Below are 16,459 nucleotides of genomic sequence, written 5' to 3'. Positions count from 1 at the left end.
AATCAACAAAGGGAGTTGAAGTCAATGAATAAAAAAGATATAGCAAATATACGAAAGCAATTTAAATTAGAAAATGAATTAATGGATATCAAAGAAATTTTTAATGTTTATGTTCAAAAAGAATCCGGAGATATTTACCATTATGCTAGTAAGCCATTTGAAATGTTAGAACAAGAATCACAAGAATTATTTTTGGTCAATTTCAAAAAGGTTTTAACAGGACAGCTTGATTCAAGACTATTTGAACTAAAGTTTAAGCGTGATATAGAAGATAGTACACAAAGTATTCTTTTTGCCGGGTTGCAGGCGGAAGATACGGATGAATGGAAGGATTATATGCTGGATATTGTTGATAAAATGTTTGCCAATACCGCATACGATTTCGATACAGTGGTGACATTTATTTATGGAGAATACCGCAAACCAATGAAAAAGCGTGATCCAGAATCAGAAGAGGGTGGCACTGACAGTGTTTATGCCAATAAATTTATTCTTTGCAGTCTTAATAAAACGAGTCAACCGAAAAGTTCACTTGTCTTTGATTATATTGAAAAAGAATTCAAATCCACTGCCGATGTCGATCCGATCATCAATCTGTCAACACCGTTATCAGGTTTTCTTTTTCCGACCTTTACTGATAACGCCCAGGACGTGAACCATATTCTCTACAGAGCAGGTAAACCTAATCAACCAGACCCAATGTTTATTGAAGACGTACTGAATTGCGAGGATATCTCAACTGCAGCAGAAGAAAAAGATACCTTTCAATTGATTGTCAGCAAAGTAGCTGGAGACAAAGTGGACTCGAACGTGGTCTCTAATATTTACGAAAAAATAGATAATATTGTAAAAGAAAATGAAGAGAATGATGATGACGATGCAGAGATGCCTAGTTTGGATTATCGGGATGTCGAACAGATTTTAACTTCAAGCGGTATTGAAGAAGTCGATACCGAAAAAGTGAAAGATGCTTTCAAAACGGTTATTGCTGATGAACAACATGAGTTTAAAGCGAATAATTTAATACCCAAAGCTGTTAAAATTAATACAGACGTCGCGAATCTTTCGCTTAGCCCTAGAGATTTAAAAAATGTTAAGTATATTACTTATCAGGGGAAACGGTGCTTGTTAATTGAAATTAATGACGATGTGGAGATTGAAGGTTTTCAATTGGAAACGACTGAGACGACGGATTACACCTCTTAAAATAATTGGAGGCCAGACCCCTTTTTGGGAGTCTGTATTTTTTAAATTCGGTTAAAAAAAGAGCAATAATCATATTGATTATGCTCTTTTTGCTTTTCTATAAACCATGACCTGGGTTGTAATTTTGTCTTGAGTGATTACCGGTTTTATCTTTTTTCGATCCACTTAAAGGTTCTCCATACGGTTGTTTAGGGCTTTTGGGTAAATTCGGGCGCTCTTGTTGCTTTGGACCTTTTGGTCTGTCTCCCATAGGACATCCTCCTTTCCACTTTGTCTTAGTTTTAGGAGGATGGAAGTTTTTATTCAGTATAAGGATACAACGAAGTCAATCGAACAGGCTTTTGTAAGACATTTCGAACTGTATGTGCCGAAATGTCGGTCTGTGTGCTTCCATATCAGGTCTATGCGCTGTTATTATGCTCTATGCGTCCTCTTCATCGGCTATGAGTTGTCGTAGAGTTCTATGCGGCCTCTTCACCGACTATGCGGTGTGATGGAATTCTATGCGGCTTCTTTATCGGCTATGCGCTGTTATGGGGTCCTATGCGGCCTCTCATTTAATCGGTAATTTAATTATAAAAGCAGTTCCTTTCCCCCTGTTACTATCTACTCGAATAGCACCATCATGAGCTTCAATCAATTGTTTAACAATGGCCATACCTAAACCTGTCCCCTCTGAAGATTGACTAGTCTTTGTACCACGATAATATCGATTAAATATATTCTTTTTTGTTTCTTCAGTCATACCTATACCGTCATCTTTAATACTGATGGCTACGTGTTGTTTCTCCTTCCTAATTGTCGTTACAATATTGACGGCAGATTTATTATGTAGAATGGAGTTCATGTATATATTTTGTAGAGCGCGTTTTAATAAATTATCGTCAAATGTTATCGGGATATCATCTTTGTCTGTTTTTAATTCAAATTGATGGTGTTGCGCTCGCAAATCATTGCTCACATCAGCTAGTATTCGTTGCACGACCTTGACGATGTTTTCTCTTGATGAATGTATGGGAGTTTTTTCTGAGGCATCAAAACGTGTAGCTAATTTCAAATCCTGTACAAGCTGTTCCATATGTGTGCTTTTATCATCAATTTCTTGAATGAATTGGCGCTGTTCTTCTCTTGACCAATTGTATTCTGGATTTAACAGTAATGTTGAATAGCCCTTGATATACGTTAATGGTGTAAATAAATCATGTGAAATACCTGCTATCCAATCACGTTTTGCAGTTTCTATTTGTGCACGCTCAATATTCGCTTTTTCTAACTGGATACGCATATTCAAAAGCTGCCCGAATACTTCTTGATATAACCGGTACCGCATTTTTAATTTGCCTCGAGCTGTATACATTTGTTGGCGCTCATTAAAGATAGAAAAATCTTCATGAGCGAGTTGGTTAATCCATTTCATCATAAGTAATAATGGGCTTCCAAAAAACCAACCGAATAAAAATAAACATAGTATAGTCACAAGACTTATAATGATGAGCACCATCCACTCATAGCGCGTACTTCCGAGTCCTAACTTTGGCAAAACAACTTCCAAAAAGATTGGTACGGTAATACTTAATAGGATTATCCACATACCAAATCCTAGTAATAAATATTTTATAAAGCGCTTTCGGACGTTCATGATGTGTCACCTATTGGTGGAATAAATTTATAACCAATCCCCCGCAAATTCACGATGATCTTTGACTCTCTCGTATGATCTCCTAATTTTTTTCGTAACTTTGCAATATGAATCGTTACCGTTTTTTCCTCGCCTAATGCCTCTTCACCCCATACAGACTCATAGATTTCAGATGCTGTAAAGACAAGGTTCGGATGTTCGCAAAAGAATTGAAGAAGCTTTAATTCTTTTGCCGTTACTTTCACTTTACTACCTTGAACAGTTAATAACGCTTTTTCAGGTAGAAAAGTAAATGTATCGTACATAAAAGTTTTTGACTTTTCCTGTGAGTTTTGCCCTTCATACATGCGTTGCCGTCGCAAAATAGCCCGTATTCTTGCAACGACCTCAAGTGGATTAAATGGTTTTGTAATATAATCATCTCCACCAACACTAAGACCAGTTAATTTGTCAAAATCACTTGAGCGTGCACTAATAAACAAAATAGGCGTTGTCGCATGAACACGTATTTCAGAGCACAAGGCAAATCCTTCACCATCAGGAAGCATAACATCAAGCAAAATAATATCGAAGTCCTGCTCATCAAGCGCTTGGAGTGCATTCGCCTTCGTGGAGGCAGTCGTTATATGTGAGAAATGTTCTTTTCGCAATGTGATCTCTAACAAGTTTAAAATACCGACTTCATCGTCGACAATTAAAATCTTCGCATCATCGGTCATGTTAATTCCCTCTCTTCAAATCTAGCTTAGCAGATTTTTTCACTTCTAACTATTCTCATTGGAAATATTACTTACAGTTATCTATTAATTTACTTTGTTTTTACTTTCGTTTTTTACAATGTGAATAAGAGATTAGAAAAGAGATAATCTTTTTTTGAAAGGAGCTTAAAAAAATTGAAAAAAACATTAGTTATATTTATTGCATCAACTCTTTTTTTAACATCAGGATTAGCATTTTTAGCATTAGAGCTCGACCAGTTTTCGCCATTTCTAATGATTGTCCCTTTAATAACGAGTTTCCTAGTACAAAAACTTGTATTGAGAAGGCCTATCTTCGGTAAAAATGGATTGGGGTTCCAACTTGGTAAAAAAAGATATTTATTTCTCGCACCATTGTTTAGTTTTCTTTTTATAATTATTGTTTATAGTATTTCTTTTATGTTCAATCCGAATTTATTTTCAATTGAACAGGCTTATATGTCTATTCAACAAGATTTGCTTACTTTCAATGAAGAGTTTTCACTCTTGACTAACATCTTCATAGCTGGAGCGCTTCAATTATTAATAGCACCTTTTTTAAATATTTTTATTTTTATAGGTGAAGAAGTCGGTTGGAGAGGGTTTTTATATCCATATTTAATCTCTGTTTATGGAAAAAAAGGACTTATCTATGGCGGCTTGATTTGGGGTATTTGGCATACACCTATGATTTACTTATATGACTTGAATTTTGGTCCTCATCATCATTTAGGATTAATTTTTATGATTATCTTCTGTATTTTATCTGGTATTATTTTGCAATTTATTTATTATAAAAGTCGCTCAATTTATTCGGTTGCCTTAATGCATGGAGTTTTAAATATATCAGGTTCTTTTATTTTCATCTTTTCTGTAAAAAGTGAATATAGATATTTTGTTGATGGAGCGACTGGGATGATCGGTATCACTATTCTACTTTTCCTTGCTTATATGTGTTATAGGAGGTTTCCAGTTCAAGAAGGTTAAGACTAATCTTTCTATATAAAACTAGAGTGATTTTTTTCATAATTTAATAAAGTCAACAATTATCATGGTATAGAAGGGAAAAGCCCTTCTAATCTTTAAGTATTGTTGACTCTCTTCAATGTTTCAGCATATTTAATACTGCTTTGCAGATAATCAGGACTATTCGGATGTTCATATACTTCTTGATCTGTCATCCAATTTACAGTTTCGACTTCATCCGGACTTTTTGGAAATGCTTTACCAGATGCATATTCACATAAAAACACAATATCAACAACATGATAACCCGTATCAGTTACAAAAGACGTGCTGTGTATGTATCTTAAATCCTCTTTAACTTTTATACCTACTTCTTCATAAATTTCTCGGATTACAGTTCTTTCTAATATATTTGATGAGTTTCCTTCCTGTTCCACTTTTCCACCCACAAGCGAAAGTAATCCTCCTGCATGTTCTTCTTTTTTACTTCGTTCAATGATCAACCATTTATCATCTCGATAAATGGCGCCTTCTACATTTATAATAAACATTCTCTAACCCCCATAAAATAATATTCTTTAAAAAATGAAACGACAATTTAATCCACACTCTCTGAGCTCGTCTAGCTATCATTCGAAATTAATAATCTATTTTAGTCAAAAGTTTGTAATACAGCACCTTTTCCATTATCGACTTCTACTTCAGCAAGAGCCCCATTAATAAATGTGATTTGCGGTGGAACATGGCCACAGTCAATATCGTATATGATAGGAATTTGAAGTTCCTCAGAAAGGTCTTTATAAACATCGTCTATAGTATAATTTGTGACAGGAGTATTAGCCGCACTTCTTCCAAACATAATACCACTACAATTATCAAACCAACCAGCCAATTTCATTTGTATAAGAGACCTGCGTAAGTCGGTTGTTGTTAACTCACAATTTTCGAGATACCAAACCACTGAATTTCCTGCAATATAGTTGTTTCTAAAATATTGGACGTCACCATACGGTGTACCTACTAAATGGCGTATCGTATCGATACATCCTCCAAGTAATCTCCCATGAATTTTAACTTTTTTATTTTCGGTTGACTTCCAGTAAGTACTCTCAGTTAAATTGAAAATATGGGGAGTAGGTTTATCAAATTGCCATTCTTTTTGATATTTTTCCGATGAGTGTTGAAGAATGGATTCACCTCTTTGGGTAGACAAAACTAATTGCCACATTGCAGTCGTTTCATCAGAATACTTACCTCTTAAATCGATTAAATTTGTTCCATGTGCAGTAGCTACACCTGTGTTTAATGTAATAGCTAACATTAACAAACTGGTGTCAGAATAACCTAGAATCCATTTATTCTGTATATTTTTAAAGTCAATAAATTCTAATACTTCGATGAGCAGCTCCCCACCCCAAGGAGGAATGATTAGGTCGATATTTTCATTAATCATCATATTATTAAATTCTTCTGCACGCCTTCTAGCTGATGCAGATTTGGCTTTATCTTGAGTCCAAGGAGTTTCTCCACACGTGATGTTAAAGCCTTTCTTTTCCATACTCTTAAACGCAGAGTGAAGCAACTCATGTAATTCACTTGGAACCCCTGAAGATGGGGCGGTTACTCCTATTGTCATCCCTTTTTCTAAATATGGGTATTGTATCAAATTTATGCCCTCCTATTTTAAATATTAAGTTATTTATACTTCACCTTTTCTATCTTCATGTGATTTACTAAGTAGACTGATCATCATTTTAATAAACGGTACTGCTTGAGAACTCTTTTCCACATTGGATTCGATCCAGTTGATTTCATCATTCATTAAACTAATTATAAAAGACACTGACTTTCTATGAGTATCAGGTGTTATATACATGAATATTGCTTTTACTTTATCCAGTTGTCTAGAAGGTAATAATGATTCTAGACTTTTTAATCCTAATTGAGCTTTTTCAGGTTTGTATCTATGTAATAATACTTTTGACAGATTCACCATAACATGTTGTAGCATTTCTACAGCCCATAGATCATTTCCCCTTTGGTTCGCCTTGTTATATTGAAATAGATACCAAGCAATATCATAGGCGCAGCCTGTAAATTCTTCTGTGGAAAGAAACAAATTCTGAGTAGATTGAAATTTAGACAGACGATCTTCTGGATCATACAATACACGGAAAAAATCTTTTTCTTTAAATGTTGCCTCAGTAACAGTGAATAAATCTACGTGCAGAAGATTATCAAAGACCGCTATGATTTGAGGCGCAATGATAAAAAAGTCTTCATAAAACAGTATTTTCCTATAAGACTCTAAATGTCTTAATCGATGCGTTAAAAATATCTCTTCATCTTCTTCATCAACCAAGCAATAAAGATCTACATCCGAATACTCATCATATTCTCCTCTACCCATTGACCCTTTTAAAAAGATGGCCTTAACCCGCTGATCCTTCATTAAGCTCTCTGAAATGATTTTAACAGCCTCATCTTGCTTCATCACTTGACCCTCCCCACTTCAAAATAAATATTACGACATTATATTGTATTTAATTAGAAGAGTCAACTAACAACAATAAAACGACATACTTACTTTTACTTTAGAGAAATAATCACTCATAACAATATTAAAACAGCTGGAATGTTAGATTGTGTAACTAGTAACATGCATTATTTTTTTCGCCATTACTTAATGACTTCATTTTAGATTTTAATTCTTCAATCATCTTTCCTGGGTTATCAGCCTAAATATAAATGAAATTCAATTGTGATTTTTCAGAAAATATTCTATAAAAAAGCTTCCTTTTATAGTTTAAAATTACTTCATCTTTTCCAATGTCGGAATAAAAATTTTCATAATAGGGGGAAGAATATAAAAAAAGAGAGGAAAATAAAATATTGGATTAAAATATTAATATCTTATTGATTATATTTAGTTGATATGGGACAAATCCTTTTAATGACAAGGCTTTAGTCAGAAAGAAATCTCGGGTTCCTATAAAAGATTACCCGAGAAGTTATTGGTCCTACTCTGAAATCGGAAATGTTTATTTTAATTCGGTAATGTTAACTTTAACTAGACATAGCAGTAAAAAAGAGTTGTAGAGACAAGAAATACAATTATATAGTAGTATTACAATAAAGCAATTTTGAATATAGAACGATTTGTTTATTGTTCTTTTTTTGCTAACGATAAATAAACAACAAGAACTAAAATTAAAATCATTCCTACAACTTGCCAAGAACCAAAAGGTAGACTTAACCAAATTACACTACTGACTACTGCAGTTAAAGGTTCAACAGTGCCTAATAATGTTGTTTCCTTCGCTTCAAGATACTCTAAACTTTTAATAAACATCCAAAAAGCTAGTGTTGTTCCGAATACAATAGTAAAGCCCAATACTATTACGGTTAATAAAGACCAGTCATGTATTTCGACTTCCCATATAGGATGGACTACATTCATACATAATCCAGCAATTAGCATAGCCCAACCAACAACAGTTACCGACGAATAGAAATTGAGCAACTTACGTGCATAAAGTGTATAAAAAGCCAATGATATCCCGGAGATAAATCCCCAAATGAGTGCAATATTTGAAACTGCCAATCCTTTAAATGAACCATTTGTTAGCAAAAGTAGAGTCCCTATAATAGTTAGAAAAATGACTATTACGTCTGACATTTGTAATTTCTGATGACCTTTATAAATTAACCATATAAGAATATAAATGGGGGCTAGATATTGTAATAAAGTGGCTACTGCGGCATTCCCCGCTTCAATGGAAGCCATATATGAATATTGAACTAATAGCATCCCGAACAAACTAAAGATAATTAGAGGAATCCTTCTTTTGGAATCCTTCCAAATTGTGAAAATAGCTTGTCTTCCTATCAGAAGCATTTGTACTCCCAATAATAACAATCCGCTAATAACGAGTCTTGTTGCTACAAACCAATTTATATTTATACCAGCTCTTTCAAATAAAAAATCAGAAGCTGTACCTCCAACTCCCCAAAAACTTGTCCCTAAAAGAACAAAAATAATTCCTACAATACGACTGTTTGTATTCTTCATAAGATATCACCTATAATATTAATATATGAATAATATAACTTATAAAACCGTGTAATTATATCCAAATACAGTCAAAAAACATACAAATATTGAGGTGATACAGTGAAGAATAGGGATATTATCTTAAATTCATTGAACGAAGAAATTATTTCTTATAAAGAACCAGCTTGGTTACAATCAATAGAATTTACAAATATTTCAAAAACCCTCTTAGGTTACATTCCATTACACTGGCATGAAGAGTTACAATTTGTCGTTGTTAGGAAAGGCACAATAGTCCTTCATATTCTAGGTAGTAAAATAAGTTTATCTGAAGGTTCGGGTTTTTTTATCAATTCCGGGGTTGTTCATGAAATTCGCGCAAAAACATTAAATGCCTCATATATTTGTTGGAATATAGGAATCTCACTATTCGATGAGCACATTCAAACTAAATACATCTTCCCTTTAATTCAAGAAAAGAACACTCCCTTTGTTATTCTAAATCCTTTCAAAGAACGACATAATCGTATTATTCAAGCTGTATTGACTAGTTATGAAACATACATTAAAAAAGATAACGGTTTTGAATTAATCATAACTATTCAATTTCTAACATGCTTAAACGAATTGCTTCATGGGATGGTCCTTAAATCAAGCTATGCTTATTCTATTTACGATCAAAGAATCAAAAGTATTTTGGATTATATTCACATTAACTACAAAAATAAAATTGTATTAGAAACACTAGCTGAAAAAGCCCATTTAAGCGAATCTGAAACAATCAGAGTATTTAACAGGCATGTCGGGCGAACCCCCTTCAAATACATTCTTGATTATCGACTGGAGCGTAGCATTCGTCTACTAATCGGAACCAGAAGTACCATTACTGAAATTGCATTAGAATGCGGTTTTTCTAGTGTCAGTTACTTTATTGAAAAGTTCAAGGAAACATTTCATACCACACCAAAAAAGTATAGAGATGAGAAAAAGGTTAAGGAACGTTAACTCCTTCCCCTCTATTATCCTGGGTTTCAGAAAAAAGAACTAAAAGAAAAGGATGGACCGTATTGAATCAATATTGGATTGTTATTGATATTAAAGTTGAGTGGGATATTGGAAAACCTCATTATTGACAAGGGATAGATACATTATTTATTTATGAAAAAATTATTGAAAAGATATTGATTTGTATTGAAAAGAGGATAAAAAATCCCGGGTTTCTATTGAGGAAAAACCGGGATAATATTGGTTTCGACTGGAAATCGGAATATTTATTTTAACGAATTTGGGTCGTGAGTTGGTAATGTTTATTTTAAGTAGACATAGTAGAAAAAAGAATCTAGAGATAAGTGACAGATTATCAGTCAGAAAAAGCACTTTATATTTAAGTCAAATTACGAATTCTTGATAAAACGCAATAACATATCAATACTTGGGAATCCGTATGTGGAATCTCCCTGCTCATCTATGACAACTAAGTTGACGATGTAAAAGTACCAACTCAAAACTTTTCTTGGATCATCAGCAATTAATTCTCCCTGTTCCTGTCCCTCTTTGAATATAGGAACTAAGTAATCAATTAAATTCTGATTTGTATAACTCATCATTAATTCTGTAGCTCTCTTTGGTACTTCATCTTCTTTTTTTGCCTGTTCAATGAACATAAACCCTATTTTACTCTGTTCATCTAACATTTTCTCTGTAAGGAATTTGATTTGTTCAAGTGGAGTTCCATCTATTTTGTTAAGCAAATGGATTTCTCTACTTGATTCCTCCATCAATCCTTCTACAATCTTTATAAAGAGCTGTTCTTTCGACTCATAATAACGATAGATGAGTCCTTCACTAACACCCGCCTCTTGTGCAATCATACTCATCTTCGTCCGTTGATAACCGTTTTTAGCAAAAGTAACGAGAGCGGATGCTTCAATTTGTATCATTCTTTCTTCACGAATTTTATCAGCTTTTTTTGATTTTTGCACAGACAATTATGATTCCTCCTGATTCGTTTTCTTTCATTATACCATCGAAAATAAACACTCATATTTTTGTGAATGGCAGCACTCGCTGATACAACTCTTGATAAAATTGATCTGGATTGGCAAAACAAGCCAAATGTCCTGCACCGTGTATAATAACAAACTCTTTATAGGGTGATTGCATCTGGTTAAAATACGATTCTGCTATTTTTGTAGGAGTAAGAATATCTTGTTCACCTTGAAGAATAAATATCGGGATATCAAAATAAAATCCGATCTTTTCTTCAAAATCAAACGTCATGAGTTCTGCATACAAATGATTAAGTGAATAATTCATGCCCTTAAAAATATCGAATATCTCTTTTATAGAATGCTCAGGAGAAGAGATCATCGATGGAAGCATTAAATCCATAATCATATTAGGCACTTGTTCAATAGAATGAACAAGGTGTTGGTTCAGTTTATCAAAGTCTTCACGATTCCAATACCTTGGATCTTTTCCCATTTTTTCTAATAAGAGAACGCCTTTTTTATCCTTTTTTTCAATTAACGCTTGTCGTTGTACTTCAAATGTTTCAAATTCAGGATCTGGGCCATTCTGGTCTGTCCCTACATAAGCAAAAAACAAATCAGGCCTTTCTTTTATCATTAACATACCAATTAGGCTTCCTAATGAACTTCCGATAAGGACAATTTTTTTCTGCTTCAGTGTTGAGCATAAATATTCGACCAATTCAATGCCATCATTGGCTATCTGATTAAAAGTCATTGTATCTTGATAATTCTTTTTATTTTTTCTGTATGTTTTCCCTGAGCCTCGTTGGTCCCATTGAACAACAGTGAAATGCTCTTCCCAATAAGAAATTAGAGGATTAAACATGGAATATGGTGATCCAGGACCCCCGTGGACAAAGAGTAAAATAGGATTCCCCATTTTTTTCCCTCGAACCATAACCCATTGTTGGATACCCCCAATCTCAACATACTCAGCCCTATATATACCACCAGGATAAGTCTTCAATTTTTGTGCATTCATTTTCTTGTTTCTGCTACGAAGCAAAATATCTTTAAGAACATTGCTTTTTGCCATTATTTATTCGCCACCTTCATTAAGGTTTAATTATTGAGTGAGCCACTCATTCATTATATTGCAATTGGAAATATCCGTCAAGGTGTTTTTGATTTACTCAATTCATACCCATATAATCCTTCTAATGGAAATGAGATTTGTGGATTTGGACCAAGGAAAATTTTAGCAGACATACAATCGTACCTCTTTGTATCGTTGTTTAAAGTTAACTTTACAATTTTATTACAGCCATGAAAAGTCTTGGGGTCCTATGGTGGAAAAAACGAGAGTATATTGGATTCTGAATGGAAAAAGCAAATCTTTATTATTACAGAATTGGTGTTGGGTTTAGCAAGGGTTTATTATGATTGTCAGATGTTTTTTCTAGTTAGAAATAATAGATGTAATAGTTATAGAAATAAGAAAAAAGGCAAAAAAAGGTTTAATTTTTTGTATTCAACTTAAAGAAAGTAAATACCCATAAAGATAATATCAGTTGATTTATATAATGAAAGACCTAACTAAAAAGACTATAAGGAAAGATAAAAGAACTGAATCACTATTAATTCAGTTCTTTAATAAATTTACGATTGAATCAAAATTATTTCTCGTTCGCCTACTCTTTTTATACCTTCCCTCCATCTATATTAGCTTTTTAACACTAATTTCTGCTCTTCTATAGCATATACAGAATCAGCCACTGTCTCAACAAACGTACGATCATGTGATATTAGAAGTACAGTCCCTTCGTATCCATGTAAAAATCGCTCCAATGCCTCCATACAAAAAATATCCAAAAAGTTTGTTGGTTCATCTAGCATCAACACATTGTACCTTCCTAAAAACAGCTGACATAATACTAAACGAGTTGCCTCTCCACCACTTAAATTTTGGACATTCTTTTTTACATCATTACCGATAAAATTCATGGCATGAAGTACAGCACGGATTTTACTTTCCTTGTAGCCGCTTCGGTTTTTTACAAATTCAAATACTGTTTCTTCTTTTGAAAATTGATAATCCATTTGTTGATAAGCTCCTATGACAGCTTTTGGCGAAATTGCTATCCCTTCACCACGTTTTAATATATGATGAAGCAATGTTGTTTTGCCTGAACCATTTTTTCCTGTTATAGCAATCGTCTTTCCTAAAGGGAATTGAAAGTTCGCTTCTTTGAGAAGTGTTTTATCCCCTACTTTAAGTGTTAAACTCTCCCCCATTATCGGGAACTTATTGTGTAATTGAAGAGCATTTGACTGATGAAAACGAATGATTTGTTCCTCTTTAGGAGCTTCTACGGATTTGAGTTGCTCCACTCTCTGTTCAATCGCTTTTGCTGCACGTTGCATGGATTTTTGACTAGTACCTTTCGATTTCGTTTCAAACATTCGATTTCCTTTAACTTTTGTTACTTTTTTATCTCCTTGTGTTACTTTTTCCGCCTTTTGCATTTTTTCATCGGCAGCTTTCATTAGACGTGTTTTTTCTTTTATATATTTTTCGTGCTGTTCTAGTAGTTGTTTCTTCTCAAGCTCTTTTTGACGGACATATTCTGTATAGTTTCCTGGATATTCTGTAACAGTTCCTTTTTCCACTTCCCAAATTTTTGTCACCAATTGATCTAATACGTACCGGTCATGACTTACAAGTACGAGTGCACCATAATAGTACATCAATTCTTCGATAAAAAACTGGCTACCATCTGCATCAAGATGCGTGGTTGGTTCGTCAATCAAACGAGCTTCATGATAGTTGGAGAAAACTTGTGCCAATTTAAGCCGTGTTTCTTCGCCACCACTAAAGTTCCCAAGTTCTGTTTCTGGAATAGCCAATTTCCCTTTTAAATCATAATCAATCTCTGATTCTTCAGGTGTTATTAATTGGTCAAAATAAGCAAAATCTACGTGACGTTTGACTATTCCACTAGACGGTTGAACTATACCTGCAAGCAATTTTAATAATGTGCTTTTTCCTGCTCCGTTTTTTCCAACAATTCCGATACGGTCAAACTGATGTACAGCTAAACGTTCTATTTCTAATATCGTTTTATCTAAATAATTCAACTCTATATTTTCTAATTCAAAGCATACTTTTTCCATGTTTGCTACCTCCCGAAAATTAATAATTTCGTACCGGTAGCTAGGACCGATACGAGCTTCTATTCCAAGTTCAAGCTCGTATCAAAAAAATAATAAAAATTGCATGAATATCTCCTCCTATTCCGCTTTAACTGTTATAACTGCATTTATAATAATCAAGATACCTATACCCTTCTTTCATTGCAGTAATAATACCGCTAGAAACCTCTCCTAACAGCACCGAAAACATCTAACAGCAATACCCTTCAAGTTAGCTTACTGCAAATAAAGACATTCCAAGAGCCGGTCCTGCAATATTTGAAATAGAACTTATCGTCTGCCCCCAACCTACTACCTTTGTAAGATGCTCTTCAGGTGCAAGTAAAGGTATAGATGCTTGCATTGCCGGCATATGAAATGCAGTTGCAAGAGAACGTATGACTAAGATAACGATCACCAATGGAATACTAGGCTCATTAAAATACATTGTTATAAATAAAAGTAGGCTTCCAAGAGCGACAGTCATGTCTGCCAGAATCATCATAAATTTCCTAGAGTAACGATCCGTAATTGTGCCTGCAAATGGTCCAACTAATGCTTGTGGTAAAAAACCAGCTAAACCTGCTAGCGTCAGTACCAATGGCGAGCCACCCGTTGTATCTGTTAGCCACCAAATAATACTAAATTGAACAGCCGCACTACTTAGTAATGAAAAGAACTGCCCTGTATATATTGCAATAAATTTTCGTTTCCAATTTTTATTTCCCATTTTCCTTACCTCTATAAAATAAAAAATCACAAGCATCTGCCTGCGATTAAGAGTAAAGGTAAAAAGACCCATCCTTATTTATAGGAGCTATCAGGAGCCGTTAACAAATAAAGCTACCAAATTATTTACATTGGAAGGAAAATTAGACATAAATAAAGAAAGGCAGAACAATCAGCCTTTCTCAACATTACATATTTTCATCTGCATAAACCTAACAGTAAGAACCACTTCAAAACGGTGGGCGAACTGCCTGTATGGGGCAAATGACTTTTTCTTATATGGAATGAAGATTATTAAAAAAGGACATACTTATCCCATTTACTCTGTGTACACAAACAGAGCCTTTGAACGTATTCAATTACTGGTTCAAAGTTAGGGACCATATTCTAGGAATCATTTTTTAATAATCCTCCTTTTAGATTAAAATTCATTATTAATTGTAGACCGACTTACAGAAAAAGTCAAAGGTAAATAACGGCTTCGTGTTGCACATTACTTATACAAATTAATAGAACTACTTAAACAAAAAGGAAATGACCCTTAAATTAAAGTCATTTCCTTTTTTAATTCGTATCTTTAACTAGCCTCACATATTGACTATTTTTTTCATCCCGAATGACGACCCCTAATTTTGCTAAATCCTCACGTAAATGTTTAGCATCCTCCTTTATATCTTCTTTTAAAGCATGCTCCCTTGCGTATAGTAATGCATTTAGCTTTTCTGGAAAATCTGGATGACCTAGCACCCATCTTTGGTACTCTTTTTTAAATGGATCTTTCTCTTTCCATGGATATTTATAGGCCCTAAATGTTTCCCGAACAGTATCTATTTTCGTCTCAAAAGTTTCTCTATATAATTCATTGCTACTTTTCCCAAGAATAATTAATTGCTTATATTCTATATAAATAGCGGAAATATCTTTCTTATCTATGGTATCTACCTTATCACCTAATTTTAATTGGAGGTTATCATAGGTTATTGTAATTTCAAGACTCTCTTCAAAAATAGTCAATGTTAGCAATATCCCAACAACGATTCCAATAATAGTTGCTGTGATAGAGACCCAAAAACTATTTAATGATGCTATAAACTCGATTAATCCCTCCCAAGGAACGACAGGAAGTTTTAATAACCAATCTGCAATGACAGGTATAAACCAACCAATTAAACCACCTAATACCATAGGGACTACTATGATTAGTGTTTTTTCTGACTTACTTAATCCAAGAACTGTTTCATTTTCTCTCATGCGGTTTATCCTTTCTTCCTTCAAATAGTTACTGGCTTATTTAATTACTTTTAATATACTTTTTATCAATTCTTCTTTATATTCCTCTACACTTAATTTATTTTGAAAGGTTAACATAGATTCAGAAATAGCTCCCTGGATGATCGTTGAAATTACTAGAGGTGGGAAATCTCCAAATTCCTTTAACTCTTGCCCTTGGCGAAGTATTTCTCCTAATAAACTTGTTTTTAAATCTTCTTCTTCATCCTCTAATAAATAATAGGGTGTGTGATCAGGTGTACGAGCATTGAAAATGATTTCAATCAAAGCAATATTATTTGTTTTATTTGTTATTTGATAGGCTAAACTTGCTTCAATAAATGCTTTTAATTTTGCTGTGGCAGTCTCCTTTTGTATCACACATTCATTAATAAATTCCCACTCCTGTTCAACCAAATACATTAATGTATGGTTCATCAAGTCTTCTTTACCAGAGAAATGATATGAAATGAGCCCGGTACTTATATTTGCCTTTTTTGCTATTTTAGCCAGACTTGTACTTACATACCCAATTTCCCCCAAAACCTCAATTGCAGCCTTTATTATTTGTTCTCGGGGTCCTACCAACAAAACGCGGAAAACATACGCTAAGCAAAATTCGACATAAAGAAAGCCGATTTTTCCTACGCTAAGGAATTCGGCTTTCATTTTATTAGTTGAGAGGACGCAGTGA

Annotated in this window: 16 protein-coding genes; 3 read left to right on the top strand and 13 right to left on the bottom strand. The window is 33.8% G+C overall.

Annotated features, from left to right (window positions below; genetic code table 11):
* The first annotated feature begins 24 nt into the window (after nucleotides 1-24).
* Nucleotides 25-1,206, top strand: a complete 1,182-nt coding sequence (locus KQI49_RS16690) for a DUF4317 domain-containing protein (protein WP_216490728.1) — start codon at nucleotides 25-27, stop codon at nucleotides 1,204-1,206.
* 97 nt (nucleotides 1,207-1,303) lie between these two features.
* On the opposite strand, the gene KQI49_RS16685 is transcribed toward KQI49_RS16690, so the two are convergent.
* The 3 genes from KQI49_RS16685 to KQI49_RS16675 all read right to left on the bottom strand — a co-directional run bounded on the left by KQI49_RS16685 (nucleotide 1,304) and on the right by KQI49_RS16675 (nucleotide 3,564).
* Nucleotides 1,304-1,456, bottom strand: coding sequence for a small acid-soluble spore protein P (locus tag KQI49_RS16685; protein ID WP_216490727.1), 153 nt, complete (start codon nucleotides 1,454-1,456; stop codon nucleotides 1,304-1,306).
* A gap of 303 nt (nucleotides 1,457-1,759) precedes the next feature.
* The gene (locus KQI49_RS16680) at nucleotides 1,760-2,845 is read right to left on the bottom strand and encodes a sensor histidine kinase (RefSeq protein ID WP_216490726.1); all 1,086 of its coding nucleotides are present in this window, start codon (nucleotides 2,843-2,845) and stop codon (nucleotides 1,760-1,762) included.
* Entirely contained in the window at nucleotides 2,842-3,564 is a 723-nt protein-coding gene (locus KQI49_RS16675) for a response regulator transcription factor (RefSeq protein WP_216490725.1), read from the bottom strand. The genes KQI49_RS16680 and KQI49_RS16675 overlap by 4 nt, the downstream gene beginning before the upstream one ends.
* A 174-nt stretch (nucleotides 3,565-3,738) precedes the next feature.
* On the opposite strand from KQI49_RS16675, the gene KQI49_RS16670 reads away from it, so the two are divergent.
* Complete coding sequence (locus KQI49_RS16670; RefSeq protein ID WP_216490724.1) at nucleotides 3,739-4,569, top strand: CPBP family intramembrane glutamic endopeptidase; 831 nt, start codon at nucleotides 3,739-3,741, stop codon at nucleotides 4,567-4,569.
* Nucleotides 4,570-4,664: 95 nt separating this feature from the next.
* Here KQI49_RS16670 and KQI49_RS16665 read toward each other — a convergent pair whose 3' ends face one another.
* The 4 genes from KQI49_RS16665 to KQI49_RS16650 form a co-directional block, all read right to left on the bottom strand.
* Nucleotides 4,665-5,099, bottom strand: coding sequence for an NUDIX hydrolase (locus KQI49_RS16665; protein WP_216490723.1), 435 nt, complete (start codon nucleotides 5,097-5,099; stop codon nucleotides 4,665-4,667).
* Nucleotides 5,100-5,200: 101 nt separating this feature from the next.
* Nucleotides 5,201-6,214, bottom strand: coding sequence for a S66 family peptidase (locus KQI49_RS16660; RefSeq protein WP_216490722.1), 1,014 nt, complete (start codon nucleotides 6,212-6,214; stop codon nucleotides 5,201-5,203).
* A 33-nt stretch (nucleotides 6,215-6,247) separates the two neighbouring features.
* Nucleotides 6,248-7,042 carry a nucleotidyltransferase domain-containing protein gene (locus KQI49_RS16655; protein WP_216490721.1) on the bottom strand — a complete coding sequence of 265 codons (795 nt, stop codon included), beginning with the start codon at nucleotides 7,040-7,042 and terminating at the stop codon, nucleotides 6,248-6,250.
* Nucleotides 7,043-7,711: 669 nt separating this feature from the next.
* Nucleotides 7,712-8,620, bottom strand: coding sequence for a DMT family transporter (locus tag KQI49_RS16650; protein ID WP_216490720.1), 909 nt, complete (start codon nucleotides 8,618-8,620; stop codon nucleotides 7,712-7,714).
* Nucleotides 8,621-8,722: 102 nt separating this feature from the next.
* Here KQI49_RS16650 and KQI49_RS16645 point away from each other — a divergent pair, with 102 nt between their 5' ends.
* Nucleotides 8,723-9,607 (top strand): helix-turn-helix domain-containing protein, encoded by an 885-nt coding sequence (locus KQI49_RS16645; RefSeq protein ID WP_216490719.1) that lies wholly within the window; start codon nucleotides 8,723-8,725, stop codon nucleotides 9,605-9,607.
* A 389-nt stretch (nucleotides 9,608-9,996) separates the two neighbouring features.
* Here the strand turns inward: KQI49_RS16645 and KQI49_RS16640 are convergent, their stop codons facing one another.
* From KQI49_RS16640 to KQI49_RS16615, 6 genes are all read right to left on the bottom strand, one after another.
* Entirely contained in the window at nucleotides 9,997-10,584 is a 588-nt protein-coding gene (locus KQI49_RS16640) for a TetR/AcrR family transcriptional regulator (RefSeq protein ID WP_371817594.1), read from the bottom strand.
* 58 nt (nucleotides 10,585-10,642) lie between these two features.
* On the bottom strand, nucleotides 10,643-11,671 hold the full coding sequence (locus KQI49_RS16635; protein ID WP_216490717.1) for an alpha/beta fold hydrolase: 1,029 nt from the start codon (nucleotides 11,669-11,671) through the stop codon (nucleotides 10,643-10,645).
* 626 nt (nucleotides 11,672-12,297) lie between these two features.
* On the bottom strand, nucleotides 12,298-13,749 hold the full coding sequence (locus KQI49_RS16630; RefSeq protein WP_216490716.1) for an Msr family ABC-F type ribosomal protection protein: 1,452 nt from the start codon (nucleotides 13,747-13,749) through the stop codon (nucleotides 12,298-12,300).
* A gap of 250 nt (nucleotides 13,750-13,999) precedes the next feature.
* Complete coding sequence (locus KQI49_RS16625) at nucleotides 14,000-14,497, bottom strand: MFS transporter (RefSeq protein ID WP_305852339.1); 498 nt, start codon at nucleotides 14,495-14,497, stop codon at nucleotides 14,000-14,002.
* A gap of 563 nt (nucleotides 14,498-15,060) precedes the next feature.
* Nucleotides 15,061-15,747: a YqeB family protein gene (locus KQI49_RS16620; protein WP_216490715.1), complete on the bottom strand. Its 687-nt coding sequence runs from the start codon at nucleotides 15,745-15,747 to the stop codon at nucleotides 15,061-15,063.
* A gap of 36 nt (nucleotides 15,748-15,783) precedes the next feature.
* Nucleotides 15,784-16,434 (bottom strand): TetR/AcrR family transcriptional regulator, encoded by a 651-nt coding sequence (locus tag KQI49_RS16615; protein WP_216490763.1) that lies wholly within the window; start codon nucleotides 16,432-16,434, stop codon nucleotides 15,784-15,786.
* Between the last annotated feature and the right edge of the window lie 25 nt (nucleotides 16,435-16,459).

The organism is Virgibacillus sp. MSJ-26 (assembly GCF_018918075.1).
Classification (GTDB): domain Bacteria; phylum Bacillota; class Bacilli; order Bacillales; family Amphibacillaceae; genus MSJ-26.
Note: the sequence above shows the minus strand (reverse complement) of the source record. Positions and strands in the feature narration are given on the sequence as shown.